Source organism: Modicisalibacter luteus DSM 23508, assembly GCF_000378505.1.
Classification (GTDB): domain Bacteria; phylum Pseudomonadota; class Gammaproteobacteria; order Pseudomonadales; family Halomonadaceae; genus Modicisalibacter; species Modicisalibacter luteus.
Window position 1 is genome coordinate 39,796 of record NZ_KB900000.1, and the last position, 24,925, is coordinate 64,720.

A 24,925-nucleotide genomic window follows, 5' to 3' on the forward strand; every position below is an offset into this window, starting at 1 on the left:
AGTGACGGGGCAGGCGAATGATGGCGAGCGAGGAACAGCGCATGTACGCAGGCGTGGACTGCGGAACCCAGAGTACCAAGGTGGTCATCGTCGATACCGAGCAGGGCGTGATCGGTGAGGCCAGCCATGCGCACCGCCTGGACGAGGGCGAGGGCGGCCGGCGCGAACAGCATCCGGCTGAATGGGTCGAGGCGCTATGCAGCGCCTTCGAGGATGCTGTCGCCCAGGCGAAGATCGATCCGCGGTCGATACGTGCCATCGGCGTGTCCGGTCAGCAGCACGGCATGGTTGCCCTCGATGCACAGGGCGTCCCGCTGTATCCGGCCAAACTCTGGTGTGATACCGAAACAGCGCTACATAATGAGGCATTGATCGAGAAGCTTGGCGGGCACCAGGCTTGCCTCGATACCTTGGGGCTGATGCTGCAGACCGGGTATACCGCCTCCAAAGTGGCTTGGCTGCGTGACATGCACCCTGACCTCTATCGGCGTATCGACACGCTGCTGCTGCCCCACGACTACCTCAACTATTGGCTGACCGGCGAGCGCGTCGCCGAGCGCGGTGACGCCTCGGGGACCGGTTACTTCGATACCCGGGCACGTACCTGGCATCATGGAGTCTTTCGCACCATTGCTCCCGATCTCGATCCCGAGCGGGTATTGCCCCGGCTGATCGACTCCCGCGAGCCGGTGGGCCGGGTGCTTCCCGAGGTGGCCCGCCAGTTGGGACTCGGCGAGGACGTGTTGGTCGCCAGCGGCGGTGGCGACAACATGATGGCGGCCATCGGCACCGGCAATATCGCGCCGGGGCTGGTCACCATGAGCCTTGGCACCTCGGGCACGGTCTATGCCCATGCCGACCATCCGGTCATCGAGGACAGCGGTCTGGTGGCCAACTTCTGCGCCAGCAGCGACGGCTGGCTGCCGCTGGTGTGCACCATGAACGTGACCTCGGCGACTACCCGCGTGCGCGAACTGTTCGGCTTCGATATCGCCACCTTCGGTGAGCAGGTCGCCGCCGCGCCGGTGGGGGCGGACGGTGTAATGGTACTGCCGTTCTTCAATGGCGAGCGGGTGCCAGCGTTGCCGCATGCCACTGCGAGCTTCGTCGGCCTGACCAGCCGCAACACCACGCCGACTAACCTGTGTCGGGCAGTCGTGGAAGGAACCACCTTCGGGCTGCGCTATGGCCTCGACTCGCTCGGGCCGCTGGCGGCACGGGCCAGCCAGGTGCGCCTGGTCGGGGGTGGCGCCAAGAGCCCGGTGTGGCGTCAGGTCGTCGCTGACGTGATGGGGGTCGAGGTGATCTGCCCCAACGTCACCGAGGCGGCGGCACTGGGCGCTGCCATCCAGGCGGTCTGGTGCGACGACCACATCCGCGGCAAGGGGCGTACACTGGCCGAACTCTGCGACGCTTTGGTCAGCCTCGATCGGGAGACGCTGACCCGGCCGCATGCGGAGACCGTGCCCCGTTATCAGGAACTCTACCGGACGTATCGGCAGGCGTTGGCCGAGCGCTACGGCGTGCCAGCCTGACGCACTTATTCACCGCGAGTACAGGAATTCCTCATGAATCAACTCGAAGCACTCAAGCAGCTTTCCATGGTGGTCGCCGATACCGGCGATCTGGAGGCCATCCGCCGCTACCAGCCCCATGATGCGACCACCAACCCCTCATTGATTCTCAAGGCCTTCGATTTGCCCGGCCATCAGGAGCTCATCGACCGCACATTGGCTGAGGTCAAGGGCGAGGTGAGCGATACCGAAGCGCGCATCGAACAGACCGTCGACCGTCTTTCGGTGGCCATCGGCGGCGAGATCGCGCGCATTGTCCCCGGGCGTGTCTCGACCGAGGTGGCCGCGCGGCTCTCGTTTGATCGTGACGCCAGCATCGCCAAGGCGCATCAACTCATCGAGCTTTACGAGCGTGCCGGTATCGGCCGCGACAAGGTGCTGATCAAGCTGGCCTCGACCTGGGAGGGCATACGTGCCGCCGAAGTTCTGGAGCGCGAGGGCATCCAGTGCAACCTGACGCTGCTGTTCAGCGAGGCCCAGGCGCGCGCCTGCTTCGATGCCGGGGTCTACCTGATCTCGCCGTTCGTGGGCCGGGTCACTGACTGGTACAAGAAGGAGACCGGCAAGGACTATGCCCCGGAAGAGGACCCGGGCGTACAATTCGTGCGTGGTGTGTGCCGCTACGCCAGCGACTATGCCTACGACACGGTGGTGATGGGGGCAAGTTTCCGTACCACGGGGCAGATTCTGGCGTTGGCCGGCTGCAACCGGCTGACCATCTCGCCGCAACTGCTCGAGGAGCTGGCTGCGGCAGAAGGCGAGGTCGAGCGCAAGATCAGCGATGTGGGCGAGGCGTCCGAGCGGCTGCCATCGTTGACTGAAGCCCGGTTCCGCTGGGAGCACAACCAGGACGCCATGGCCAATGACAAGCTGGCCGAAGGTATCCGGCGCTTCGACGCCGATCAGGTGTCGCTGGAGCAGCGCCTGGCCGAGCGCCTGCGCTGATCAGGGCATCAGAAAACGCCACAGCGCCGCGCAGAGAATGCCGGCGCCAATGGCAAACAGCGGCTTGCGGGTCGCCAGCATCACGACGACGGTGGCCAGCAGGGCCAAACGTGCGCCCCAGTCCCCGGTGACAGCCATCGGGGTGATGACGGCCACCAGTACCGAGCCGGACATGGCGTTGATGAAGCGCTCGACACGGGGGCCTATCGGGATGCGTGACATGACCAGTATGCCGCCGCTGCGTGTGAGGTAGGTCACTAGCGCCATGATCAGGATGGCCAGCAGCGCACCGCCCGGACTGGTTGCAAGCGTCACGACGTTGGCTCCCTGTCACGTTTTTTCTCGGTGGGTAGCCCCATGCCAGCCAGGCCACCCGCCAAGGCACCGACAACGACATGGGAGTGAGGCGGTAGCCAGTAGACTGCGATAAGGGCTGCAATGGCGGCGACACTCCACGGAATGAGTATCGTCAGGCTACGCGCACCGCCCACCAGCATCGAAAGCAGGAAGCAGCCCATGATCACGTCGAGTCCGTAGCGCTCTGGCTCGGTGATTCCGCTACCGAACAGCACGCCGAGCAGGGTGCCGAGCAACCACGCCAGCCACAGCGCGATTCCACCGCCGATCAACATACCGACGTTGCGGACGCCCCGACGATAGTCGTCGGCGGCCATGGCCCAGTTGGAGTCGCTCATTACGCTCATGGAAAGGTAGCGCTGCCGGGGGGGCAGGTCGCGCAACCAGGGATAAAGTGACGCACCCATCAGCAAGTGACGGGCGTTGATGGCGAATGTCGAGGCGATCAATGCGACCAGAGGGATTTCCGGTCCCCATAGTTCGAGCGCCGCAAACTGAGAGGCCCCGGCAAACACCAGCGCACTCATCAACAGGGCTTCGAGTTCGCTCAGCCCGCGCTGTACGGCAGCGACGCCAAAGGCCAGGCCAAAGGCAATCACGAACAGGCACAGCGGCGCCATGCGCCGCATGCCATCCAGAGTGCCGGCGAGGTCGAGCCTCGCATCAGCGGAACGTGAATGCCCCATACGACCGTCCATAATTTGATTAGCGAAACACGTATCCTGCGACGGTCAACGCGCTGGCCGCAAGTCTTGCGCTACCGCGTCTTGGCGTTATCCCTTCCAGACGTCTGCCAGAATCTCGAACGAGCGTAGGCGGTCTTTCTGATAGTAAACGTCGGTAGCCACCATCAGTTCGTCGGCCCCGGTTTGCTCGAGGAATCGCTCCAGGCCGTCGCGTACCGTCTGGGGCCCGCCAATTACCGCGGCACCAAGATTTTGACTGACCATGGCCTGTTCCTGCGGCGACCAGTCGATCTCCTCGACCGGCGGCAGTGCGCGTGTGCTTTGCCCGCGAATCAGGTTGAGAAACTTCTGCTGGGCCGTGGTTGCCAAGAAGCGTGCCTGCTCGTCGCTGTCGGCAGCAATCAGCGGCATGCCGACCATGGCGTAGGGTTTGTCCAGCACCTCAGAAGGACGGAACTGCTCGCGATACAGACGCAGTGCCTCGAGCAGGTAGCCGGGCGCGAACTGTGCGGCAAAGGCGAAGGGCAGGCCCAGGCGAGCAGCGAGCTGGGCGCTGTAGCCACTTGAGCCGAGCAGCCAGATCGGCACATGGGTGCCTTGGCCGGGCATGGCGCGCACGCGCTGGTTGGGCTGCGGGTCACCAAGGTAGCGGCGTAGCTCGTCGAGCTGATCGGGAAAGTCGTTCACGCCGGAGCGTGGATCGCGGCGCATTGCCGCCATGGTCACGCCATCGGAGCCTGGCGCACGACCCAGACCCAGGTCGATACGTCCGGGGTAGAGCGTTTCCAGGGTGCCGAACTGTTCGGCGATCACCAGCGGTGGATGGTTGGGCAACATGATGCCGCCAGAGCCGACGCGAATACGCTGGGTGGCGCCAGCGACATGCCCGATCAGTACGGCAGTGGCGGCACTGGCGATGCCATCGATGTTGTGATGCTCGGCCAGCCAGTAGCGCTGAAAGCCCAGTGTTTCGACATGCCGGGCAAGCTCGACGGTTTCGGTGAAGGTCTCGGCGACGTTGCCGCCCTGGCGAATCGGCGCCAGGTCGAGTACGGAAAGGGGCGTGTCAGAAAGTCGGCTCATACGGCCTCCTTGGGGAATGGGGAGCGGGGACGTGTTTTGTTAGCGTCCTTAATACTTGCCTTCAGGTTGGGCCGGTGATGACGAAATACAAGCCACTAGAGCGGAAGATATCCCTTGAATTGCCAGCCTATCCACACCAGGAAGAGCGCTACCAGGCCGATACCCACAGGTTTCGAGTGTCGCTGCCAGATTCGCATTGCCGCATCGCCAAAGATCTTCACCAGGATCGCCAACCCGAAATAGCGGACGCTACGCGCCATGACCGCTGCTAGCAGGAACAGGAAAAAGGGATAATCACTGGCGCCGGCGACCAGCATGGCGATCTGGAAGGGGACGGGGATCACGGCGATGGCGGCGATGGCCATGAAGCCATCCTGATTGAACCGGGTCTGGAAATCGGAATACGCGGCCTGGCCTCCAAACAGATGGATTAACGTATCACCCCACTGGTCCATGACCAGATTGCCGAGCCAATAGCCGATCGAGGCGGCCACGAGGTTGCCGGCCAAGGCAGCCGCGGCGATGCGCCATTTCTTCTCGGGGTGGGTCAGCATCCATGGGATCAGGATGACCTCGATGGGGATCGGGATGATCAGCGTCTCCATCATCGAGGCCACAAACAGAAGCCAATAGGCGTGACGCGACTCAGCCAGCCGGTTAAGCCATGCCGTGGTTGAAGACAATGAGGTAAGGGAAGGTAACGGCATGGAAGAAAATAGTATCCACGTTGCCTAGGATTTGCCTAACGTTTGTGAAGCTCGCATGCTAACAGTAGAAGTACGAACCGATATGAAGCGAAAGTAGACGATATATTCGCTGGAAGCGACAACTGGAAGAGGGATCTCTCCATGGCCAACCTTGGACGGCATCGTGTCTTTACCATTTCGGCATGCATCATTCTTGCGCTGGTGGCCGTAGGCGCCGCATTTCCGCAGCAGTTCGGCAGTGCGGCAAATGCAGCACTTGGCTTCATCGGCCGCTATTTCGGCTGGTTCTACCTGTTTTCCGTGTTCGGATTCGTGTTGTTCCTGTTCGTGCTGGCTTTCAGCAGGTACGGCAAGATCCGGTTGGGGCCGCAGGATAGTTCGCCCAGCTACTCCTTCTTTTCCTGGGTAGCCATGTTGCTGGCGGCCGGTTTCGGTGTCGGCCTGGTGTTCTACGGCATGGCCGAGCCGATGACGCATTACCTGCGCCCACCCTATGGCGATGTCGAGCCGGAGACCGCCGAGGCGGCACGCTATGCCATCCAGTACAGCTTCTTCAACTGGGGCGTGCATCAATGGGCTGCCTTTTCCATGGTGGGGCTGATCATCGCCTACTTCCAGTTCCGCAAGGGACAGGCCGGTCTGGTCTCCTCGGTGCTTGCCCCGGTCACTGCCAAGTACCCCAAGTCGCGCCGTTATGCGCCCGCTCTGGACATTTTTGCCGTGGTCGCCACGGTCATGGGGGTAGCCACCTCGATCGGCCTGGCCGTACTGCAGATCAACGGTGGCCTGAATGCCGTGTTCGGGGTCGAGCAGAACGTGTTCTGGAAGTTCGTCATCATGGGGGCAATGTTCGTCTGCTATATGCTCTCGACCTGGTCGGGACTCGACAAGGGCATAAAGCGTTTATCCAACATTAACCTGACGTTATGTTTCGCGCTGATGTTCTACGTGCTGTTCACCGGACCGACCCTGGCGATCCTTGAAACCATCACCTTGGGCATCGGCGACTACCTGCAGAATTTCATTGTCATGAGCCTGCGGGTCTCGCCATATAGCGACAATACCTGGGCTAATGACTGGACGATTTTCTACTGGGCCTGGGTCATTGCCTGGTCGCCGTTCGTGGGCACCTTCGTGGCCCGTGTCTCACGGGGGCGGACCATCAAGGAGTATGTCTTCGGCGTGCTGATTGTGCCGCCCCTGCTGGCTTGTCTGTGGATCGGCGTGTTCGGCGGCGCGGCAATCAACATGGAGCTGACCCAGGACGTGGGGCTGGCCCAGGCCACTGACGAGAACATCACCGTGGCACTGTTCCGGATGTTCGAACTGATGCCGTTCTCCAATGTACTGTCGATCGTTGGGCTGCTGTTGATCTTCGTGTTTCTGGTCACCTCGGCGGATTCGGCAACGTACATCGTGGCGCAGATGACCGATGGTGGTTCGATCAATCCGCCGCTGTTCAAGCGCGTCGCCTGGGGGCTGTTGATCGCGGCGATCTGTCTGACGCTGATCATCGCCGGTGGTCTGAAAGGCCTGCAGTCGGCCGCAGTGCTCTCGGCCTTGCCATTCACATTCATCATCTTTGGCATGATGTTCGTGCTGATCAGCGAGCTGCGCGCCGATCGCAAGGCGATGCTGACCTCGCTCTATCGCAAGCATGGCGAAACTCCGGTGGGGGCGGACGCCTTCGAGGCCGAACTGTTGTCCGATGAGGAGCGCTACCGTCGTGCACCCAACGTGGTCAATCGGCGGATCAACACATGATCGGCAATGGTGATAAACGCAAGGGTCGGCGCATAATGAGGTTCTAGCGGAGGAAAGTGCGGAGCGCCGTCATGCGACCATCCAACAAGTCTTCGAGTCGGTATCGGCGGGGAGCGACACGGCGCCAGGTGGCCCCTGCCGACCGCTGGCTCAATCGCCTGCTCGATATTGCCGTCCTTACCGCGCTGGTGGTAGGCAGCACGGCGTTAATCATTACCTTGATCGTCGGCTAGCGCAGCGCCATCGCGAACATGGAACGTGGTTGACGTCCCGCCTGTACTGCTACGGTGTTCAATAGCCGACAGGGGAGCGAGGGCGATGCAGGAACACAACGTTGATGTTGCCATTATCGGTGCGGGCAGCGCCGGCCTGAGTGCTTACCGTGCTGCCAGGAAGCACACACCCTCCGTTCTCCTCATCGAGGGGGGTAGCTACGGCACGACTTGTGCCCGTACCGGCTGCATGCCCAGCAAACTGCTGATCGCCGCGGCCAATGCCATTCATGATGCCCGGCACGTCGAGCCTTTCGGCGCGCGTATCGAAAGTGGCGTCACCGTCGACCGCCATGCCGTGATGCAACGGGTAAGGGACGAGCGCGATGCCTTCGTCGCCTCGATCCTCGACTCGATCGAGGCCTTTCCCCCTGAGGATAAGCTGCGCGGTCAGGCCTGCTTCGAGAACGCCACTACCCTGGTGGTTTCCGGTCATACCCGGATACGTTTCTCACGCGCTATCATTGCCACCGGCTCCTCGCCGCACATTCCCAAGCCGTTACAGGCCGCCGGCGAGCGAATTCTGACCAGCGATACGCTCTTCGACCTGGAGGCGCTGCCCGAGTCGGTCGCCGTGTTCGGCCCCGGGGTCATTGGGGTGGAACTGGGCCAGGCGCTGGCACGGCTTGGCGTAAGAGTGCGCATGTTCGGGCGCAGCGGTGGCGTAGGCGGTTTGCAGGACGAAGACCTGCGCTCCGCGGCCGTGCGCCTGTTCAACGAGGAGTTCTACCTCGACCCGCAGGCGGAAACCCACGATATCCGGGGCGATGGCAATGGAGTCAGCGTGACGTTCACCGAGCGCGACAGCGGCAAGCGGCTGACCGAGCGCTTCGATTACCTGCTGGCTGCCACCGGGCGCCGCCCTAACCTCGGCGAACTGGACTTGGAATGCGCGGGCATCGAGACAGGTGACAAGGGTACGCCCCTGTTCGATCGCCATACCCTGCAGTGCCGCAACACGGAAGGCAGGCCAAGCCATATTTTCATCGCTGGCGACGTCGATCATGCCGAGCCGCTGCTGCACGAGGCCACCGACGAAGGGCGTATCGCCGGGGACAACGCGGGGCGCTTTCCCGATGTGAGGGTCGGCTACCGGCGAGCTCCTCTGACCATCGTTTTCAGCGAGCCGCAGATTGCCAGCGTGGGCCGTAGTCGTCCCGAGATCGAGAAGACCCATGTGCCGGGGCAAGATTACGCCATTGGCGAGTTGAGTTACGAGAATCAGGGGCGCGCCAAGGTAATGCGCCAGAATCGGGGCCTGCTGCACCTGTATGGCGAATATGGTACCGGACTGTTTCTAGGCGCGGAACTCGTCGCACCCCAGGCCGAGCATCTCGGTCACCTGCTGGCCTGGGCCTATCAGCAGCGCATGACCGTCCGGCAGATGCTCGACATGCCGTTCTACCACCCGACCCTGGAAGAGGGCGTGCGCACGGCCCTGCGTGATCTCAGCGCCAAGTTACTACTCGAACCGGTAATGGTCGATCAATGCATCGAATGCGGGCCGGGTGCCTGATGGCCTCAACGGTATAGCGTTCCCTGACCGACCAGGACCGCCTGACCGGCGATACGAATAGCTGTCAGATGAGTGGCATCGCGCTCCGCTTCGCCATGAATGATGCTCGGTCTCCCCATTTCCACACCCTGCTCGATGCGCCACTGCCATTTTCCCTGACCCGACTCGCGTAATGTCAGCATGCCCACCAGCGCAGACGCAGCGCTGCCGGTGGCGGCATCCTCACGCAGGCTGTTTTCCATCGAGAACATGCGACTGCGTAAGGTTCTACCGGCACACGTTATCGACTGATTCACATAGAGATAGATGGCTTCGTGGCCACTAGGCGCCACCCAGCGCGACCAGTCGCTGGGATTCGGAACAGCGTTTGTCAAGGCATCCAGTGAGGCCAGTTCAATGAGGTGGTAGGGCAAGCCGCAGGAGGCAAGCACCGGCTCGTCAAGGATCTCGGCTTTCGAGAGGCCAAGCAACGAGGCGGCAGCGGTCCTATCGAGACCGCTTTCACTGACGGTAGCTGGCTGGGCCGTTTTGAAACATGCCAAGGATCCGTCAAAACGAACCTCCAGTGGGCCGACACCGGCCTCGAGAATCAATGGCTGATCGCGTCGCGCCATGTCGAGGTGGGCGAGAAGATGTGCCGTGCCTACCGTGGGATGGCCGGCGAAGGGTAGCTCGCTGGTGGGAGTGAATATCGATATAGGGAAGCGGCTGGCGCCGGTCGCTTCGCCGACAAACACGGTCTCGGAGAGGTTGAGCTCATTGGCGATTGCCTGCATGCGCGCCGTGCCCCAGCCATGCGCGAAGGGAAACACGGCCAGCGGGTTGCCGGTAAAGGCGCGGTCGGTAAAGACATCCAGCAAGTAGTAATCAGCGGGGTGGTGGTTCATCTCGAGAATGCCTCCTGAGCATGAGCGAATCAGCCCTTCCAGAACGGCTTACTACCCTCGCGCAGGGCGTCGGCTCGTGATAGGCCAATGTCTTTGAGAAGTCGGTCATCCAATGCCATCAGGCAGCGACGTGTGCTGTGGCGGTGACGATAGGTATCGAACCGGGCCATGAACCGGGAAAGTCTGGCGAGGCGCATGAGTCGTCTCCTGTAGTTGAATAATCACAGGCTACGACTGGCGCTGTATCCGATACAGATTCAGAATGCTGAGAGGAAAAGATACAGATTCTCTGCGATGACGTTCTGTATCTTGCTAACCGGCGCATCTGTATCGTCATCAGCACTAAGAAGGGCTCTGTAATGACCCGGTACCAGGAAGTCGCGGCTCTCTTGCGCCAGCGCATTGAACACGGCGTCTATCGTGTTGGTGATCGCCTGCCCTCGATTCGCGCACTGTGCCGGGAACATGCCATCAGCATCTCAACGGCCCAGGAGGCCTATCGGCGGCTGGAAGACGCGATGCTGGTCGAGGCACGCGCCAGGTCCGGCTATTTCGTCCTGCCTCGCCAGGCTCCCGCTCAACTACCGGCAGTGACACGCCCGGCCCAACGACCTTTGGAGGTATCTCAGTGGGATCAGGTGCTGGAGTTGGTTGGCATGAACCGCGATCACGGTGTGCTAATGCTGGGTCGTGGTATCCCCGACCTGGATGCCGCCACACTCAAGCCTCTGCAGCGCCTGCTCGCCGGGCTGTACCGGCATGGCGATGCGCTGTCGGCTAGCTATGATTCACTGATCGGTAGCCTGAAACTGCGCCAGCAGATCGTGAGGTTGGCGACGACCTCGGGCTGCCTGTTGCATCCCGACGATGTGTTGATCACCACCGGCTGTCAGGAAGCCCTGGCCATCGCGCTGCGCACGCTGACCTCGCCCGGCGATGTGGTTGCCGTCGACTCGCCGAGTTTCTACGGCACCATGCAGATCCTCAAGGCCAACGGCCTCAAGGCGATGGAGATTCCCACCGATCCGCGTGACGGTATCAGCCTCGAGGCGTTGGAACTCGCTCTGGAGCAGTGGCCGGTCCGTGCCATTCAGGTCACGCCGACGTGCAACAATCCATTGGGTTACACCATGCCAGAGGTCAAGAAGCGTGCTCTAGTGCGTCTCGCCCAACGTTTCGATGTGGCCATCGTCGAAGACGACATTTATGGCGACTTGTCCTTTGTCACGCCGCGCCCCCGCACACTCAAGTCTTATGATGATGATGGCCGGGTCCTGCTGTGCAGCGGTTTTTCGAAGACGCTGATGCCTGGGCTGCGGGTCGGCTGGCTGGCGCCGGGGCGTTATCGCGACCAGGCGCTGCATATGAAGTACGTATCTACTGGCGCCTCGGCAACCCTGCCCCAGCTTGCTGTGGCCGAGTTCGCCGCCAAGGGGCACTATGAGCGGCATGTTCGAGAGATGGTGCACCGCTACCAGCGTCACCGTGACATCCTGCTTGGTTGGGTCGGGCAGCATTTCCCCCAGGGAACCCGGGTCAGCTACCCGCAGGGCGGCTTCCTGCTATGGCTGGAACTCCCGGAAGCCATCGACTGCATACGTCTCAATGAACGGCTTGCCGAGGTCGGTGTACGAATCGCACCGGGCTCGCTGTTTTCGGCGTCCGGCAAATATCGCCATTGTCTGCGCCTGAATTATGCTGCGGCACTCACACCCGAAACCGCCGTCGCGGTGCGGCAAGTCGGGGAAGTGGCAGAAGCGATGCTGCGCGAGGAAGCCGAACTGGTCGGCTAGCGTTTGTCTCGTACTCAGGCAGTGGCTTCTCGGGCCGGGAGTTCCCGGGTGGCATCCTCGAAGCGGTTGACCTGACGCAGCGAGGGAAACAGTTTCATCCACAGCCCGACCACGGTGAGGGTGCCGATGCCGCCGATCACGGCGGCCGGCACGGCGCCGAACCAGGCCGCGCTGGTGCCGGCGCGAAACTCGCCGAGTTCATTGCTCGATCCGATGAACAGCATGTTGACGGCGTTGACCCGGCCGCGCATCTCGTCGGGGGTGGCGAGCTGGATCAGGGTAATGCGCACGTTGACACTGATCATGTCGGCGGCACCGGCCACCAGCAGCGCCAGCCACGACACCCAGAACACCGTCGACATCGCAAATACCAGGTTGGCGATGCCGAAGATCGCCACCGCCACGAACATAATCCAGCCTACGTTGCGCTTGAGTTCGCGCACCCCAAGATAAAGCCCCATCAGGAGTGCACCGACGGCAATGGCGCTACGCAGTGCACCCAATCCTTCGGGGCCAACATGCAGAACCTCCTGCGCATAAATGGGCAGCAAGGCAATCACGCCACCCAACAGCACCGCGAACAGATCCAGCGAAATGGCGCCGAGAATGATCGGCTTGTTGCGAATGTAGGCGATGCCCGCCGTAAAGCGCTTCCAAGCCGTTGTTTCCTGAGGGCGGGCTTCATTGCGGTAGCGTACCGGCACCGTGGTCAGCAGCAGCAGACCAAGCAGGAAGCAGCCCAGGCACACGGCATAGGTCAGGCTCCCGCCGTAGGCGTACAGCACCCCGCCGAGCAGGGGGCCGCCAATCACCGCGATCTTCATGATCGAGCTGTTCAGCGCGATGGCGCGGGAGAGCTGGTCGCGAGGCACGATTTGGGGCAGCAGGCTTTGCAGCGTCGGGCCAGTAAAGGCGCGGGCGCAGCCAAACAGCGCAAGCACGGCATAGAAGCCGGTCACGTCATGGGACGCCGTGTATGAAAGCCACAGCAGCAGGGCGCTGCATATTGCCTGCACGGTCCAGCTGGCAGCGAGAATATGCTTGCGATTGAAACGGTCGACCAGATCCCCGGCCGGTAACAGCAGCACGACCATGGGCAGGAACTGAGCAAGGCCGACATAGGCCAGCGACAATGGATCGCGAGTGATGTCGTAAACCTGCCAGGCCACGACCACGGCCTGGATCTGCATGGCGAATACCGCGGCCAGACGCGAGAACAGGAAAGCGAAAAAAGCGAGAGGGATGGAACGATCCCGTGGAGCCGAGTCGGAGCGCGACATTGAATCGTTGGGCATTAAAATCACCGGTGAGAATGAGCCGTATGATTCTAAGCCCATCGACAAGGAATTTCATGAGCTAACTAATAGCTTGTTAACTATGCCAAGGCTCCAGTCCAGGCTGGAAATCCGTGATCATCTTTGGTTAACAGGACAGCCACGTTCCTTGCTCGGGGCATGACCGACACGTCGCCGGAAGGCGCGCGAGAAGCTCGAGACATCTGCGAACCCCAGGTCCATGGCGATGGCACCTATGGGGCGAGGGGTATGGCGTAGCCAATGCTGCGCCCAATAGATACGCCGGTTCATGACATACTGCTGAGGTGACATCCCGAACTGGCGCTGGCACAGCAGATGGAACTGACTTTGACCAAGATGCATGGCGTCAGCCAGCTCCGCATTGTCAGGAGGAGACGCGAGGCGCTGGTCGATGAATCGGTTCAATGCCTCGGCGGAGAGCCGCTGACGTTGCATGCCTTTCAGATCGACGTCACCCACCAACTGACTGAACTGACTCACGAACAGCATCGCCAATTGATGATTGACCAAACGAATCTGCGCATCGTCGCTGGCCGCTTTCACCTGTGTCGTAGCGAATTCCACCATGGGAAGCAGGGTCGGGGGCAAACTGAGCGAACGAGGCTCGGCAAACAGAGATTCGCGAAGGTCCAGTGCGCAGCTCCGCTCCAGAGATGCCAGGCAGGGATCGGCGGCGTCAAGGTCGATCACGAAGACCTCGCACTCGTCCTGGCGGCCCAGGTAGGAGTGGGGTTCACCTGACGGCAGAATCGCGGCCTGTCCCAGCACCAGGCGCCCTCCACCCCGCGTGAATTCATAATCCATGGCACCCCGCCAACCCAACATCAACTGGGGAGCGTCGTGACAGTGCTCGCCTGATGTCCGGGCAATCAGATTGCATCTAGCCTGGGTCTGCTGCATGAGCATGTTACCGGAAGGATGGCAATTGCGGAGCCTGAGTCAACGCTTGCGGAGCCTGGGTCAAAAGATCCACCTGTCTGCTCCATAAACTGTCATCAGGCACAATTAAAATGAGGTTGACATGTTTCTGAATGCCGAACAAGTAACCCAGGCACTGCCTTGGGATGCTATGGTAGAGGCGCTGGACGACATATTCACCCGCACCGTTCACTCTCCTGTCCGTCATCACCACCATATGCACGTTCCCGGTGACCCGGACGCCACTCTGCTACTCATGCCCGCCTGGATCGAAGGCCAGTACCTTGGGGTCAAGCAGGTCAACGTGTTTCCCGGCAACAGCGCCCGTGGAGAACCCGGACTCAGTAGCCACTACCTGTTGAGTTGCGCACGTACCGGCCGCCACCTGGCTCAACTGGACGGCAATGAATTGACCGCGCGTCGCACGGCGGGAGCCTCCGCACTGGCAGCCCGTTATCTGGCCCGCGAGGATGCCAGTGAGTTGCTGATGATCGGGGCGGGGCGCATGGGGCACCGACTGATTCCGGCGCACCGAGCCATTCGGCCGATCGAGCGGGTGAGGGTATGGGACATTCGGGAATCGTCTGCGCGGGCGCTGGTTGAAGAACTCGTTGCCGAGGGAGTCGATGCCCAGGTGGTCACTACGGATGGACTGGCTGAGGCTGCCGGTCGCGCCGATATCATCAGTTGCGCCACGCTCAGCCGGGAGCCCCTGATCCGCGGCGAATGGCTGTCGCCCGGGACCCACGTGGACCTTGTCGGCAGTTTTACGCCGCAGATGCGCGAAGCCGACGATGACGTCATGCGCCGGAGTGCAGTCTTCGTTGACACTCGTGACGGGGCGCTGAGCGAAACCGGCGATTTGATCGATCCGCTTGCCAGCGGCGTCATCACCGAAGCGGACATTCTGGCCGATTTTCCCGATCTGTGCGGTGGCCGGCATGCCGGACGCTCAGCGCTGGCTGACGCCGGTCAGGCCATCACCGTCTTCAAGTCGGTCGGTGCCTCGATAGAAGATTTGGCTGCCGCCATTGCTGCTTTTGAAAGAAGCGCTGGTTAATCGCTGCGACTGACGCCAGTCAAAGACGTAAACACAACAAGGCTAATACAAGAGTTGACTTAGTATGAAACGTGAATCCAACGCTATTGCACTGCCATCTCTGGGTATGGCGCTGCTGCCGATCGTGTTGACGATCGGGCTGCTGGCTATCCAGTTATTCTATTATGACGATTTCACGCCACATATTCCGTTGGCGCTGGGCGCGGCCATCGCTGCCATCTTCGGTTGGAGCCGAGGTTACCGCTGGAAGGAAATGGAGGCCGGCGGCTTCAAACTACTACACGTAGCGATGCCCGCAGTCGCCACGCTGATCGTTGTCGGCATGCTGATCGGCGTGCTGATTGCCAGCGGCACCGTGCCGACACTGATCTACTACGGCCTCGAGCTACTCAGTCCGCAATGGTTTCTGGCCGCTACCATGCTGATGTGCTCCGTGGTGTCGTTGGTAGTTGGCTCCTCCTGGACCACAGTAGGTACGGTGGGGCTAGCACTGATGGGAATCGGTACCGCCCTGGAAATCCCGGTGTACTGGACGGCGGGCGCCATCGTTTCCGGTGCCTTTTTCGGTGACAAGATGTCCCCGCTTTCGGATACCACCAACCTCTCTCCCGCGGTCACTGAGACCAACATCTTCGACCATATCAAGAATATGTTGCCCACAACGGTGCCGGCGATGTTGATCGCACTGGTCATCTACGCCTGGGCCGGTGGCGCTGAATTGAGCAGTGCAGGCACGTTGGCGCGTATCGTCAATATTCGTGAAGGGCTGGATAATGCCTTTCAGCTGGGCTTCTGGCAGTTGTTGCCACTCCTGCTCATTCTGTCCTTGGCCTTCCTGAAAGTGGCGCCCATACCGGCGTTGTTTACTGCGACCTGTCTGGGCGGCATCATCGCCATGCTGACTCAAGGCGTCTCATTCCATGATGTGCTGACCTTTGCCCATAGCGGATTCACCATCGACACCGGCATGGGGCCGCTGGATAGCCTGCTTAACCGTGGGGGGGTTACCTCCATGACCTGGGTAGTCACGCTGATCATCTTTGCGCTGGTGTTTGGCGGTATTCTTGAGAAGACCCGTTGCCTCGAGAAAGTGGTAACGACCATCACCGAGAAGGCGCGCAGCTTCAGGGCGCTTCAGACCAGTGCGGTGCTCACGCCGATTTTCGTCAATGCCATTGCCGGCGATGTCTACCTCTCCATCGCCTTGCCGGGACGCATGTACGTCAGTGCCTATGACCGCATGGGCTACTCACGACTCAACCTCTCTCGTGCCATCGAAGAGGGCGGCACGCTGGTGTCCCCGCTGATTCCCTGGAACGTAGGGGGCGCCTTCGTCATTACCACACTGGGGCTTACGATCGGTGACGGCGATCTGAGCGCACTGCTTTATATCCCGCTTGCCTTTGCCTGTTGGCTCTCGCCGTTGCTGAGCATTATCTACGCTCAGTTCGGCCTGTTCTCATACAAGGCGGATCCGGAAAAGCGCCCCAATAGCGATCAGCCTGCACGATTGTCTTCGCAAGTCGACGATGAAGGTCCGATACCGCCCCGTGATGAGAACATTGCACTGGAGAACTCCGGTACATCATGAGTGCTAGCGCATCTTCACTCCGCCCCGACGTCGTGGTCGTCGGGGCAGGCCTGATAGGCTTGTCCAGTGCCCTGAAGCTCTGTCAGGAGGGGCTTCGGGTATTGGTAATCGATCGCGACGAGCCTGGGAAGGGGGCCTCTTTCGGGAATGCGGGCTATCTAGCCACCGAACTGGTCAACCCGCTCTCGACCCCTGATACCCTGCGGCGTGCGCCTGGGCTGCTGCTTGATCCCCATGGCCCACTGGCTCTGCCGCCGCACTACTTGCCAGCGCTGATGCCCTGGCTTTTGCGTTTTACCCTCGCCGCACGCAAAAAAAACGTCGATCAGAGCCAGCGCGCGCTTGCCGCGCTAAACGCGAGGGCAGTGGGAGCATGGCAACGCTGCCTAGATGGCATCGGTGCCCGGGATGAACTGATCGCCTCGGGCTACCTGATGGTGTGGGAAAAAAAGAACGCACTGGAACAGGCGCGGCGACATCAGGCGCAGCTCAACGAATACGGCATTGCTACCGAACTGCTTGATGCCGATGCGGTACAGGCGCGCGACAGCGGTCTGAGCCGCAGTATCCATCACGCTCTGCTCTTTCCTAACGCTCATCAGGTGAGTGATCCTTACCGCGTAGTGCAGCGCCTGGTTGATGCATTCAAAAGGGCAGGTGGTGTGATCGACCGCGAAAGTGTCGAGAACGTCGCCGTCACCCATGAAGGCGTGACGATAACCACCGACCAGCGCCGTATCGAGGCAGGCCGTGTAGTCATTGCTACCGGAGCGTGGAGCAGCCGACTCGCTGAGCAGTTGGGTCTGAAGGTTCCGCTGGAAGGCGAAAGCGGTCATCACCTGACGCTCACGGATCGGGCTGGCGCGTTACGTCAGCCCGTTGGCTCGGCCGAGCGCAACGTGGTAATGACACCCATGACATGCGGCCTTCGGGTCGTGGGTTTCTCCGAGTTGGGCGGACTGGCGCTTAAGCCTAATCCCAAGCGCTCGCGCACGCTCAAGCATCACGTCTCGGCGCTATTAAGCGATAACCACGGGGTAGATCAGGCTCGCGACTGGATGGGGTTTCGTCCCACACTGCCGGATTCCCTACCGGTCATTGGCCAACATCCGCGTCATTCCCAAGTCCAGTTCGCCTTCGGTCATCAGCACTTGGGGCTGACTCAGGCAGCAATTACGGCAGAGCTTGTTGCCGATCAGATGATGGGGCGGGCCGCGGATATCGACCTCACGCCTTTCCGAGTGGATCGTTTCGAGCACGCTTGACTAGCGGTACTACCACTGCAACGGCGTCCTGCCGTTGGCTGTTTCTTTCGGGGCCCCTGCCAAAACCACGCCGGAATCTCTCCAGTGCCAGTCGTCCTATCTTGACCAGCTTCGGCTGGTCTTTTTTTATGCAGTCGTGCTGGCAACGAAAGGCATAACACCACCTGCCAATAATGGCAGGCGGAGGTGAGGTAGGGCAGTAGATCACTTCATCACTGAAAAATATCCAGATGAGCAAAAGCGTTATCCTGCGCAACTCTCGTTTTTTCTACTGCCACGACACGATACGCTTTAGGTGAACCCATGGAACGGGAATGCCATGAAGATCCATGCGCGCGAGGTGATCGGCTTGGTGTTGATCGTGGTGGGGATTGGCTTTGAAAAGCAATGGTGGACGATCCCACGGGAGTGGAGTCCCTGGAAGCCGCTGCACATTGCCGATCCGATCACGCCGGTCACGCAGTGGAAGTTGCAGCGCCTGGAAGACGACAGCGAAGCCTGTCTTGCTGCGATACGGACGGCGCCGGAAGGCGCAGTGGAGTATACCCCGTTGGCGCCCTATACCCCCGTCGAGGGATGCGCTCTGGATAACGTGGTGCGGATACAGCGTACCGGTGTGAGCTTCAATCGAAGCTTCGTGGCGAGCTGTCCGCTGGCCGTGGCCTGGGTGCTCTACGAGCGGCATCGGCTGCAACCGTTGGCACGCGATGTGTTCGGGCAACCGGTGGTAAGTGTGGAGCATTACGGTAGCTTTGCCTGCCGCAACATCTATCACCGGGCCAATGCCCGGCGCAGCGAACATGCTACTGCGGAGGCGTTGGATATAGCGGCTTTTCAGCTCGACGATGGGCAACGTATCGAGGTATTGCACGACTGGGAGGGAGATGCTGACAAGAGCCGCTTTCTGCACGAGGCGCAGGAGACGGCGTGTGGGCTATTCGGCACCGTGCTGGGGCCCGAATACAATGCCGCGCATGCCAATCACTTCCATCTTGGCATGCGCGGCGTCAGCGTTTGCCGCTGATCAGTCTAGTAGCGCGCGCGGTTGCTGTTGCGTGATGCAATGGATGTTGCCCCCGCCGAGCAGTATCTCCCGTGCATCGACTGTGATCACACGCCGCCCCGGAAACAGCCCCTCCAGGATGGCCTTGGCCTCGTCGTCGCGCGCCGGATCAAGGCGGGGCATGACCACCACTGTGTTGCCGATATAGAAATTGACGTAGGAGCCGGCCATACGGTCGCCGGGCTGGCGCGGGCGTGAACTGCTCAGGCGATCGACGCCACTAGCCTCGGCCTCGGCGATGGTCAGCGGTCCCGGCATCGGCAGCTTATGCACGGTGAGCCGACGTCCACGGGCGTCGGTGGCCGACTCGAGAATCTCTAGCGCCTCGCGAGAGATGGCATGCTGCGGGTCGTTATCGTCATCGGTCCATGTCAGGGCCACTTCGCCAGGGGCGACGTAACAGCATAGATTGTCGATGTGCCCGTCGGTCTCGTCGAGGTAGCACCCACGCGGTATCCAGATAACCTTGGTCACGCCCAGAAAGTCGCCGAGCAGCTTCTCCAGGTCAGCCTTGGTCATGTTGGGGTTGCGATTGGGATTGAGCAGGCACTCTTCGGTGGTAATCAGCGTACCTTCGCCATCCACATGGATCGACCCACCTTCCAGTACCAGTGGGGTAAAGAAGCGCTGCACGCCCAGCATCTCGGCGATTTTCAAGCGAATACGCCGATCCTTGTCCCAGGGAAAATAGAGTCCGCCGTTGAGCCCACCCCAGGCATTGAATTCCCAATCGACCATCGCCAGGCGCCCATCCGGGTGAGTCAGGAAGGTCGGCCCGACATCGCGCATCCAGGCATCGTTGCTCGACAACTCGATGACGCGAACGTGCTCGGGGAGCTGATGACGAGCGTTTTCGTACTGATCGTCATTGACACCGACAAAGACCGTTTCGCTCTCGGCGATAGCCTTGGCTACCGCCACGAAGGCGGCCTGGGCGGGCTTTCCGCCGTAGCGCCAGTTGTCGGGGCGCTGTGGCCAGAGCATCCAGCAGGCGTCGTGCGGGGCAAACTCGGCCGGCATGCGGAAGCCAAGCTCAGCGGGTGTCGGAGTTTGCGTGGGGGGGGTAACGCTCATGACAAACCTCAAGATATCCTGCTCTCACAATTAACAGGGTTCGGAGGAACCGGCAATGGCAACACCGCTTACGTTAGCCTGCTCCCGGCCTGGCTGTCGGCCAGGGCCGTAAGCTAGTCTGAACCCGACCATCATCTTCAACACAGGAGGCGATCAATGAAGCTAACCATTCAAGGTATCGAAGACCAGCGGCCGATCCCCGAGACTTTCGCCTTCGGCGTGCCCGGTGACGGCGAGCCGATGACGTTGGGAGCCAATCGCAACCCGGCACTGACCTGGTCGGAGGCGCCCGATACTACCCGCAGCTTTGCCGTGCTCGTGGTCGACCCGGACGTGCCTGGTGACCCCAGCGACGTGAACCAGGAAGGCAAGACCCTGCCATCCAGCATGGCGCGCGTCGATTTCTACCACTGGGTCGTGGTGGATATCCCCGGCGACATCCAGGCAATCGGAGAAGGCGAGGATTCCGATGGTGTCACGCCCAAGGGCAAGGCACCGGGACAGACCCCGATCGGGCTACGCGGCATCAATACCTTTACCGACTTTTTGGCCGGCGACCCTGACATGGGCGGTACCTACGGTGGTTACGATGGGCCATGTCCGCCATGGAACGATGAGCTAGTGCATCGCTACCGATTTACCGTCTATGCCCTGGATATCGAATCGCTGGGATTGTCCGGCGAGTTTACCGGTAATGACGCGCTGAAAGCGATGGAAGGCCATGTGCTCGACCAGGCCACGGTCACCGGCACTTATACGCTGAATCCTGATCTGCGCAAGTAAGTTCGCCACGGCCGCCAGTGGCAGGCGGCCGTTTCTGCAGGCCCGGCAGGTAAGGCGAGCAGGGCGATTAACCTATCAATAGCAGGGCGGAATACGTGACGGCGCCTACGGCGAAGGGCCAGAAACGGCTCAGGCGTTCTTCAGGCAACTCTTCCTTCAGCACGTTAAGCACCACGCCACCGGCCAAGAAAGCGAACAAGGTGCTTGTCGCCGCTTCGCTGACTTGTACGTTTAGCCCCACCAGCCAGCCGATAACGACGGCGGAAGCCAGTACCCAGCGTCCCCTATGAAGGTAGCTCTCGCGATGGTGCTGGTACAGTCCGTGATCGTTCACCAGAAAGTGAAAAGCCATGGCCAGAAAATAGAATAGCAGCTCATGCGACTCGCCTTCCCGATAGACGAGTAGGTAGCCGATGAGGGCGTTATATAGGGTAAAGGAGCCAATGTGTAGCCAGAACATACCTTTGCCAGGTCGGCGTTGCCTGGCAGAAGTTCTTTGATCCTGCTTGACCAGTCGTTCCAATCCGTAGAAAACGGAAAGACCAGCAAGCGCCACAAGATAGGCATGGTGTTCGACAAACGAGACGATACCTTGCTCGCCCAGGGTCCGCTGGGCTTCTTCGAGTTCAGGAAAGATATGAATGAAAACATAGGCGACAGAAATCCCGCCTGCAAAGGATAGCCAGCTACTTCTGGGAATATCATTTAGATAGCGCAATTTTCCGGCGAGTAGATGAATAGCCGCCAAGCCAGAAATTAGAACTAATTGAATTAGCATAAATAAATACAACTTTGTAAAAACAAACCGCCAACAGGACGTACCTGTTGGCGGTGCCAGGGAAATTCCGTTTTCCTGGGTTACTCATCCGTGAGTCAGCGAATCAGTGCATCTTAACGATTGCCACCGCCGCTGTGCTGGCCTCCTTTCTTGCCGGCTTCTGAGGCCTTCTTGGGATCATTGGCGAAATTGCCGCCGCTCTCCTTACCACCTTTTTGACCGGCTTCTGAGGCTTTCTCCGGATCGTTGGCAAAGTTGCCACCACTGTGTTGGCCACCTTTCTGGCCGGCTTCAGAGGCTTTCTCCGGATCGTTGGCGAAATTACCACCGCTGTTCTGGCCACCCTTGTGGCCGGCTTCAGAGGCGCGCTCGGGATCGTTCTTGAAGTTGCCCCCGCTCTGCTGGCCGCCTTTGTGACCAGCCTCGGAAGCACGTTCCGGATCGTTGGCGAAGTTACCGCCGCTATTGTGGCCACCCTTCTGACCAGCTTCGGACGCCTTCTGGGGGTCGTTGGCGAAGTTGCCACCGCTATGCTGACCACCTTTCTGACCAGCTTCGGAAGCTTTCTTGCGGTCTTCGGCAAAGTTACCAGAACCACCACGATGTTCTGCCATGTCTAACACCTCCTTCGTCCATCAATAAAATACGTAACAATTCCTTCTATTACGCTTAACGGTGATGCCTTTTAACGTCCCGCTTTGGCTAAGCCAATGTTGACTGGGCCGTTAATCAGCGCCGTTATGGGAAACGTAGGTTCGCTTATGCGGATACGCAAGGTTAAACAGCGGGTGGTTTCATTTTTTTTCATTGATTAATATAAGCTAACAAGTGTGCATCCGTAATGATCTATTGAGGAGCGCTGATTTATATAAGTTTTATCTGTAAATCGCTGAACTTAAAATATTTTGTGTGAATGACTTGTCATTTGAGCGTGGGAAGAGGGAGGCATGTGTTAACACGGGTGTCTGAGATAAGCGCAGTTTCAGTGAACAGGCTTCAACTGGATTCATTCAAGTTCTTGAGCATGTTGCGGCACGCACATAACAACTGTTGTTCATAGGCATTGCCGCATCATGGGCAGGCACGGCCTACGGTGAGGCCGCTAGGCCGAAATAATTATTGTTAAATCCGGCCATGCCCCTCACGCACATATCCGGTGATACCAGAAGTCCAGAACCAATTGGGAGACTAGCGCAGCAAGGTCATCCAGGCATTGGCCGTGCCCAGCAGGTGTTCTCGACAGGCTTTCCAGCGTGGGCGCTGTGCCCAAGCCTGTGGGTCGATTTCCTGGCTCTGAGCAAGGTTGTCTTCGAACAGACGACGCATGTCGTGTGCGAAGCGGCTGCTGATCACCTCCTGATTAGCCTCAAGATTCCAGCGCAGGCTCCAGTGGTCGAAATTACAGGAACCGATCGTGCTCCAGTCGTCGACCAGACAGAACTTGGCATGGGTAAAGGTCGGCTGGTACTCGTAGATGCGCACGCCAGCCCGCATCAAGCGGCGATAATAGTGCTGTCCTGTGTAGCGTACGCTGGGGTGATCGTGCCGGGGGCCGGCAACCAGCAGACGCACATCGATACCTCGCCGGGCCGCAGCCATCATGCGACGGCGCAGGCTTAACGTAGGCAGGAAGTAAGGCGTGCATATCCAGACACATTCACGAGCCGTGGCAATCCGCCGTTGCAACGAGAAGCGGATTTCCTGGTAACGGCGTCCTCGGCCATGCGCGACGCGGCCGATCATGCCAGCGCCGGAGGCTTCCTGATCGTGGACGTTGCTCTGTGTTCGGACAGGTGAGGAGCGGACACGTTGGCGCTGGTTTGCAGATGACCAGGCCTGGGAGAAGAGCGCAGCCCAGTCCTCGACGACGGGTCCCTCGATCTTGGTAACAACATCGTACCAATTGAAGAGAAACTCGTCCGTGATGCAGTAGCCACCGGTGAACGCCATGCAGTGATCAATGACAAGCATCTTGCGATGATCGCGGGTCAGGCTCCTCGACAAGCGGCCGGGAGTGATGGGGTTGAACAGGCATATTGTCGCGCCGGCCTCTGTCAATCGATCACGGTCGCGCTGCTTGAATCCCTTGGCGCCATAGGTATCGAGCAGCAAATAGACGTGTACCCCTCGTCGGGAGGCCCTTGCCAGGGCGTCGATGAACAGATCGGCGTGATGTCCCGATTCCATCAGATACTGCTCGAAGAGAACCGAGTGTCTGGCGCCCTCGATGGCGTCAAGCATGGCCGGCACATAGCGCTTCGCCGCCGGCAGGAGTTCGAACTGGTTGCCCTGCGTCCATTCATCATGCATTGCTGGTCTGGCCCTCCCTGGCCTCGTACCGATGTGTCCGGCCTTCCATGGCCATGTCGAGCGACCACCCTAGCCGGGCAGGGCGAGATTCGCCAGGGTGTTATTACGAGGCGGATATGGCTATTGGGTTCCAGTGTCCAAAGGAATATGCGCTTCGAAAACCTGCCTCCAGAGTTCCCGGCTACACCAGTGGGAAGCCGGGTCGTACTGGGTACGCAGACGTACGACGACCGAGCGTGTCACCTTGGCGCCGTGTTCGTCCCTTATCGCGGCCAGCGCCTGCTGAAGTCCTGTACCGGTTTCCGCTGTGAGTGCCTGGCCCTGGAACTGGCTCCAGACATGCCGGCACAGGCCGTTGATACGGTTTTCCTGCATCTTGTAGGCGGCTTGGCTGCTACTGCGGCGGGCGTCGGTAGGCTGGTGCTTGGGGGAGGGTGAGGCGTAAGCTGCCTTTTCCTGTGCCGCCTGATCCACGATGGCCCGGGCGCGTGCCGAGTGCTTGAACAGCAAGGCCGACATCGGCATGGCTCCGATGACTCGCTCGCACGTCTCGGCTGCATCGCACCACCAGTCGTACAGGCAGGGATCGCTGGCCAGTTTTTCCACGATGCGCTTGTGGTCGATCTGGAGTTGCTTGGCCACATATTCAGTCATCAGCAAGGGGATACCCAGCTGATCGCGAATGGTACGCAGGCGGAAGTTGGCGGGATTGCCATCCTCGCTGGTCCGGCCTTCGGCGAGTGCATCGAGGAAATCGCCGACATGGCGGTAATCGCCGGGACGATGCGGTTGCCCGGTGCTGACCCCCTTGTAGTCACAAGGGCTGCCGTCTGTCGACCAGCCGAGAGCTTGTGGAACGACACGGCAAGTGCGGAAGAAAGTCTGGCAGATGTGCTGGGCCAGGTAGTCGATCAGGTCATCGGACAGGCCGAAAGATGGGCCGCCGATGGCTTGGCGTAGCTGGATTGCGGTGACGCTGTCAGGTTTGAGCGACATGACTGCGATGCCCTCCGTGGCAAACGAAACATGCTGATACATAGCGTAACATAGTTCACCTTGGCCGGTATGGCACGCCTGGAAGACTTTGGTCGCAATAAGTGAAAGAAATCAGGGGAAGCGGCATTGGGTTCCCGGCGCACTTGGCGGTTGTTATTATGTATGGATGAACAGTATTCGTAACCGC

24 protein-coding genes are annotated in these 24,925 nt (G+C 60.2%); 11 read left to right on the forward strand and 13 right to left on the reverse strand.

Annotated elements, in window-relative coordinates:
* Positions 1–41: 41 nt before the first annotated feature.
* Both xylB and tal read left to right on the forward strand, forming a co-directional pair.
* Positions 42–1,535, forward strand: a complete 1,494-nt coding sequence (gene xylB, locus F568_RS0116815; RefSeq protein ID WP_019019928.1) for a xylulokinase — start codon at positions 42–44, stop codon at positions 1,533–1,535.
* Between the two features lie 33 nt (positions 1,536–1,568).
* On the forward strand, positions 1,569–2,519 hold the full coding sequence (gene tal / locus F568_RS0116820) for a transaldolase (RefSeq protein WP_019019929.1): 951 nt from the start codon (positions 1,569–1,571) through the stop codon (positions 2,517–2,519).
* Here the strand turns inward: tal and F568_RS0116825 are convergent, their stop codons facing one another.
* The 4 genes from F568_RS0116825 to F568_RS0116840 form a co-directional block, all read right to left on the reverse strand.
* On the reverse strand, positions 2,520–2,834 hold the full coding sequence (locus F568_RS0116825; RefSeq protein WP_019019930.1) for an AzlD family protein: 315 nt from the start codon (positions 2,832–2,834) through the stop codon (positions 2,520–2,522).
* Positions 2,831–3,562: an AzlC family ABC transporter permease gene (locus F568_RS0116830; RefSeq protein WP_019019931.1), complete on the reverse strand. Its 732-nt coding sequence runs from the start codon at positions 3,560–3,562 to the stop codon at positions 2,831–2,833. The genes F568_RS0116825 and F568_RS0116830 overlap by 4 nt, the downstream gene beginning before the upstream one ends.
* An 87-nt stretch (positions 3,563–3,649) precedes the next feature.
* Complete coding sequence (locus tag F568_RS0116835; protein ID WP_019019932.1) at positions 3,650–4,645, reverse strand: LLM class flavin-dependent oxidoreductase; 996 nt, start codon at positions 4,643–4,645, stop codon at positions 3,650–3,652.
* Between the two features lie 95 nt (positions 4,646–4,740).
* The gene (locus tag F568_RS0116840; RefSeq protein WP_019019933.1) at positions 4,741–5,352 is read right to left on the reverse strand and encodes a YqaA family protein; all 612 of its coding nucleotides are present in this window, start codon (positions 5,350–5,352) and stop codon (positions 4,741–4,743) included.
* Between the two features lie 141 nt (positions 5,353–5,493).
* Here F568_RS0116840 and F568_RS0116845 point away from each other — a divergent pair, with 141 nt between their 5' ends.
* The 3 genes from F568_RS0116845 to F568_RS0116855 all read left to right on the forward strand — a co-directional run bounded on the left by F568_RS0116845 (position 5,494) and on the right by F568_RS0116855 (position 8,904).
* Complete coding sequence (locus F568_RS0116845; protein WP_019019934.1) at positions 5,494–7,116, forward strand: BCCT family transporter; 1,623 nt, start codon at positions 5,494–5,496, stop codon at positions 7,114–7,116.
* A 71-nt stretch (positions 7,117–7,187) separates the two neighbouring features.
* The gene (locus F568_RS25295) at positions 7,188–7,349 is read left to right on the forward strand and encodes a hypothetical protein (protein ID WP_019019935.1); all 162 of its coding nucleotides are present in this window, start codon (positions 7,188–7,190) and stop codon (positions 7,347–7,349) included.
* Between the two features lie 85 nt (positions 7,350–7,434).
* On the forward strand, positions 7,435–8,904 hold the full coding sequence (locus F568_RS0116855) for a dihydrolipoyl dehydrogenase (RefSeq protein WP_019019936.1): 1,470 nt from the start codon (positions 7,435–7,437) through the stop codon (positions 8,902–8,904).
* A 5-nt stretch (positions 8,905–8,909) separates the two neighbouring features.
* Here F568_RS0116855 and F568_RS0116860 read toward each other — a convergent pair whose 3' ends face one another.
* Positions 8,910–9,791, reverse strand: a complete 882-nt coding sequence (locus tag F568_RS0116860; protein WP_019019937.1) for a PhzF family phenazine biosynthesis protein — start codon at positions 9,789–9,791, stop codon at positions 8,910–8,912.
* Positions 9,792–9,820: 29 nt separating this feature from the next.
* Positions 9,821–9,988 (reverse strand): DUF1127 domain-containing protein, encoded by a 168-nt coding sequence (locus F568_RS24490; protein ID WP_019019938.1) that lies wholly within the window; start codon positions 9,986–9,988, stop codon positions 9,821–9,823.
* Positions 9,989–10,150: 162 nt separating this feature from the next.
* Between F568_RS24490 and F568_RS0116870 the strand changes: the two genes are divergently transcribed.
* A complete protein-coding gene (locus F568_RS0116870; protein ID WP_019019939.1) occupies positions 10,151–11,584 on the forward strand; it encodes an aminotransferase-like domain-containing protein in 1,434 nt (477 codons plus the stop codon).
* Between the two features lie 14 nt (positions 11,585–11,598).
* Here the strand turns inward: F568_RS0116870 and F568_RS0116875 are convergent, their stop codons facing one another.
* Positions 11,599–12,879: an MFS transporter gene (locus F568_RS0116875; protein ID WP_019019940.1), complete on the reverse strand. Its 1,281-nt coding sequence runs from the start codon at positions 12,877–12,879 to the stop codon at positions 11,599–11,601.
* 117 nt (positions 12,880–12,996) lie between these two features.
* Positions 12,997–13,800 carry a helix-turn-helix transcriptional regulator gene (locus tag F568_RS0116880; protein ID WP_026300619.1) on the reverse strand — a complete coding sequence of 268 codons (804 nt, stop codon included), beginning with the start codon at positions 13,798–13,800 and terminating at the stop codon, positions 12,997–12,999.
* A 121-nt stretch (positions 13,801–13,921) separates the two neighbouring features.
* On the opposite strand from F568_RS0116880, the gene lhpI reads away from it, so the two are divergent.
* From lhpI to F568_RS0116900, 4 genes are all read left to right on the forward strand, one after another.
* Positions 13,922–14,878, forward strand: coding sequence for a bifunctional Delta(1)-pyrroline-2-carboxylate/Delta(1)-piperideine-2-carboxylate reductase (gene lhpI, locus F568_RS0116885; RefSeq protein ID WP_019019942.1), 957 nt, complete (start codon positions 13,922–13,924; stop codon positions 14,876–14,878).
* A gap of 64 nt (positions 14,879–14,942) precedes the next feature.
* A complete protein-coding gene (nhaC, locus tag F568_RS23065; protein WP_019019943.1) occupies positions 14,943–16,469 on the forward strand; it encodes a Na+/H+ antiporter NhaC in 1,527 nt (508 codons plus the stop codon).
* Complete coding sequence (locus tag F568_RS0116895; protein WP_019019944.1) at positions 16,466–17,734, forward strand: NAD(P)/FAD-dependent oxidoreductase; 1,269 nt, start codon at positions 16,466–16,468, stop codon at positions 17,732–17,734. Before nhaC ends, F568_RS0116895 begins: the two co-directional genes overlap by 4 nt.
* 319 nt (positions 17,735–18,053) lie before the next feature.
* Positions 18,054–18,758 carry an extensin-like domain-containing protein gene (locus F568_RS0116900; protein WP_019019945.1) on the forward strand — a complete coding sequence of 235 codons (705 nt, stop codon included), beginning with the start codon at positions 18,054–18,056 and terminating at the stop codon, positions 18,756–18,758.
* Here F568_RS0116900 and aguA read toward each other — a convergent pair whose 3' ends face one another.
* Positions 18,759–19,871, reverse strand: a complete 1,113-nt coding sequence (gene aguA, locus F568_RS0116905) for an agmatine deiminase (protein WP_019019946.1) — start codon at positions 19,869–19,871, stop codon at positions 18,759–18,761.
* A gap of 156 nt (positions 19,872–20,027) precedes the next feature.
* On the opposite strand from aguA, the gene F568_RS0116910 reads away from it, so the two are divergent.
* The gene (locus F568_RS0116910; protein ID WP_019019947.1) at positions 20,028–20,654 is read left to right on the forward strand and encodes a YbhB/YbcL family Raf kinase inhibitor-like protein; all 627 of its coding nucleotides are present in this window, start codon (positions 20,028–20,030) and stop codon (positions 20,652–20,654) included.
* 67 nt (positions 20,655–20,721) lie between these two features.
* Here F568_RS0116910 and F568_RS0116915 read toward each other — a convergent pair whose 3' ends face one another.
* The 4 genes from F568_RS0116915 to F568_RS0116930 all read right to left on the reverse strand — a co-directional run bounded on the left by F568_RS0116915 (position 20,722) and on the right by F568_RS0116930 (position 24,738).
* Positions 20,722–21,444, reverse strand: coding sequence for a ZIP family transporter (locus F568_RS0116915; protein ID WP_229804321.1), 723 nt, complete (start codon positions 21,442–21,444; stop codon positions 20,722–20,724).
* A gap of 101 nt (positions 21,445–21,545) precedes the next feature.
* Positions 21,546–22,046 (reverse strand): con-10 family general stress protein, encoded by a 501-nt coding sequence (locus F568_RS26380; protein ID WP_019019949.1) that lies wholly within the window; start codon positions 22,044–22,046, stop codon positions 21,546–21,548.
* 574 nt (positions 22,047–22,620) lie between these two features.
* Entirely contained in the window at positions 22,621–23,742 is a 1,122-nt protein-coding gene (locus F568_RS0116925) for a phospholipase D-like domain-containing protein (protein WP_019019950.1), read from the reverse strand.
* Between the two features lie 120 nt (positions 23,743–23,862).
* Positions 23,863–24,738 (reverse strand): hypothetical protein, encoded by an 876-nt coding sequence (locus tag F568_RS0116930; RefSeq protein ID WP_156817477.1) that lies wholly within the window; start codon positions 24,736–24,738, stop codon positions 23,863–23,865.
* Positions 24,739–24,925 lie beyond the last annotated feature (187 nt).

What these genes read in the sequence shown, in the direction of transcription:
- F568_RS24490 (WP_019019938.1), bottom strand. Translation starts at nt 9,988, where the DNA reads ATGCGCCTCGCCAGACTTTCCCGGTTCATGGCCCGGTTCGATACCTAT.
- F568_RS0116855 (WP_019019936.1), top strand. Translation starts at nt 7,435, where the DNA reads ATGCAGGAACACAACGTTGATGTTGCCATTATCGGTGCGGGCAGCGCC.
- F568_RS0116875 (WP_019019940.1), bottom strand. Translation starts at nt 12,879, where the DNA reads ATGCCCAACGATTCAATGTCGCGCTCCGACTCGGCTCCACGGGATCGT.
- F568_RS0116840 (WP_019019933.1), bottom strand. Translation starts at nt 5,352, where the DNA reads ATGCCGTTACCTTCCCTTACCTCATTGTCTTCAACCACGGCATGGCTT.
- F568_RS26380 (WP_019019949.1), bottom strand. Translation starts at nt 22,046, where the DNA reads ATGGCAGAACATCGTGGTGGTTCTGGTAACTTTGCCGAAGACCGCAAG.
- aguA (WP_019019946.1), bottom strand. Translation starts at nt 19,871, where the DNA reads ATGAGCGTTACCCCCCCCACGCAAACTCCGACACCCGCTGAGCTTGGC.
- F568_RS0116930 (WP_156817477.1), bottom strand. Translation starts at nt 24,738, where the DNA reads ATGTCGCTCAAACCTGACAGCGTCACCGCAATCCAGCTACGCCAAGCC.
- F568_RS0116910 (WP_019019947.1), top strand. Translation starts at nt 20,028, where the DNA reads ATGAAGCTAACCATTCAAGGTATCGAAGACCAGCGGCCGATCCCCGAG.
- F568_RS0116845 (WP_019019934.1), top strand. Translation starts at nt 5,494, where the DNA reads ATGGCCAACCTTGGACGGCATCGTGTCTTTACCATTTCGGCATGCATC.
- F568_RS0116900 (WP_019019945.1), top strand. Translation starts at nt 18,054, where the DNA reads ATGAAGATCCATGCGCGCGAGGTGATCGGCTTGGTGTTGATCGTGGTG.
- F568_RS0116830 (WP_019019931.1), bottom strand. Translation starts at nt 3,562, where the DNA reads ATGGGGCATTCACGTTCCGCTGATGCGAGGCTCGACCTCGCCGGCACT.
- lhpI (WP_019019942.1), top strand. Translation starts at nt 13,922, where the DNA reads ATGTTTCTGAATGCCGAACAAGTAACCCAGGCACTGCCTTGGGATGCT.
- tal (WP_019019929.1), top strand. Translation starts at nt 1,569, where the DNA reads ATGAATCAACTCGAAGCACTCAAGCAGCTTTCCATGGTGGTCGCCGAT.
- nhaC (WP_019019943.1), top strand. Translation starts at nt 14,943, where the DNA reads ATGAAACGTGAATCCAACGCTATTGCACTGCCATCTCTGGGTATGGCG.
- F568_RS0116860 (WP_019019937.1), bottom strand. Translation starts at nt 9,791, where the DNA reads ATGAACCACCACCCCGCTGATTACTACTTGCTGGATGTCTTTACCGAC.
- F568_RS25295 (WP_019019935.1), top strand. Translation starts at nt 7,188, where the DNA reads ATGCGACCATCCAACAAGTCTTCGAGTCGGTATCGGCGGGGAGCGACA.
- F568_RS0116835 (WP_019019932.1), bottom strand. Translation starts at nt 4,645, where the DNA reads ATGAGCCGACTTTCTGACACGCCCCTTTCCGTACTCGACCTGGCGCCG.
- F568_RS0116925 (WP_019019950.1), bottom strand. Translation starts at nt 23,742, where the DNA reads ATGCATGATGAATGGACGCAGGGCAACCAGTTCGAACTCCTGCCGGCG.
- xylB (WP_019019928.1), top strand. Translation starts at nt 42, where the DNA reads ATGTACGCAGGCGTGGACTGCGGAACCCAGAGTACCAAGGTGGTCATC.
- F568_RS0116870 (WP_019019939.1), top strand. Translation starts at nt 10,151, where the DNA reads ATGACCCGGTACCAGGAAGTCGCGGCTCTCTTGCGCCAGCGCATTGAA.
- F568_RS0116880 (WP_026300619.1), bottom strand. Translation starts at nt 13,800, where the DNA reads ATGCAGCAGACCCAGGCTAGATGCAATCTGATTGCCCGGACATCAGGC.
- F568_RS0116895 (WP_019019944.1), top strand. Translation starts at nt 16,466, where the DNA reads ATGAGTGCTAGCGCATCTTCACTCCGCCCCGACGTCGTGGTCGTCGGG.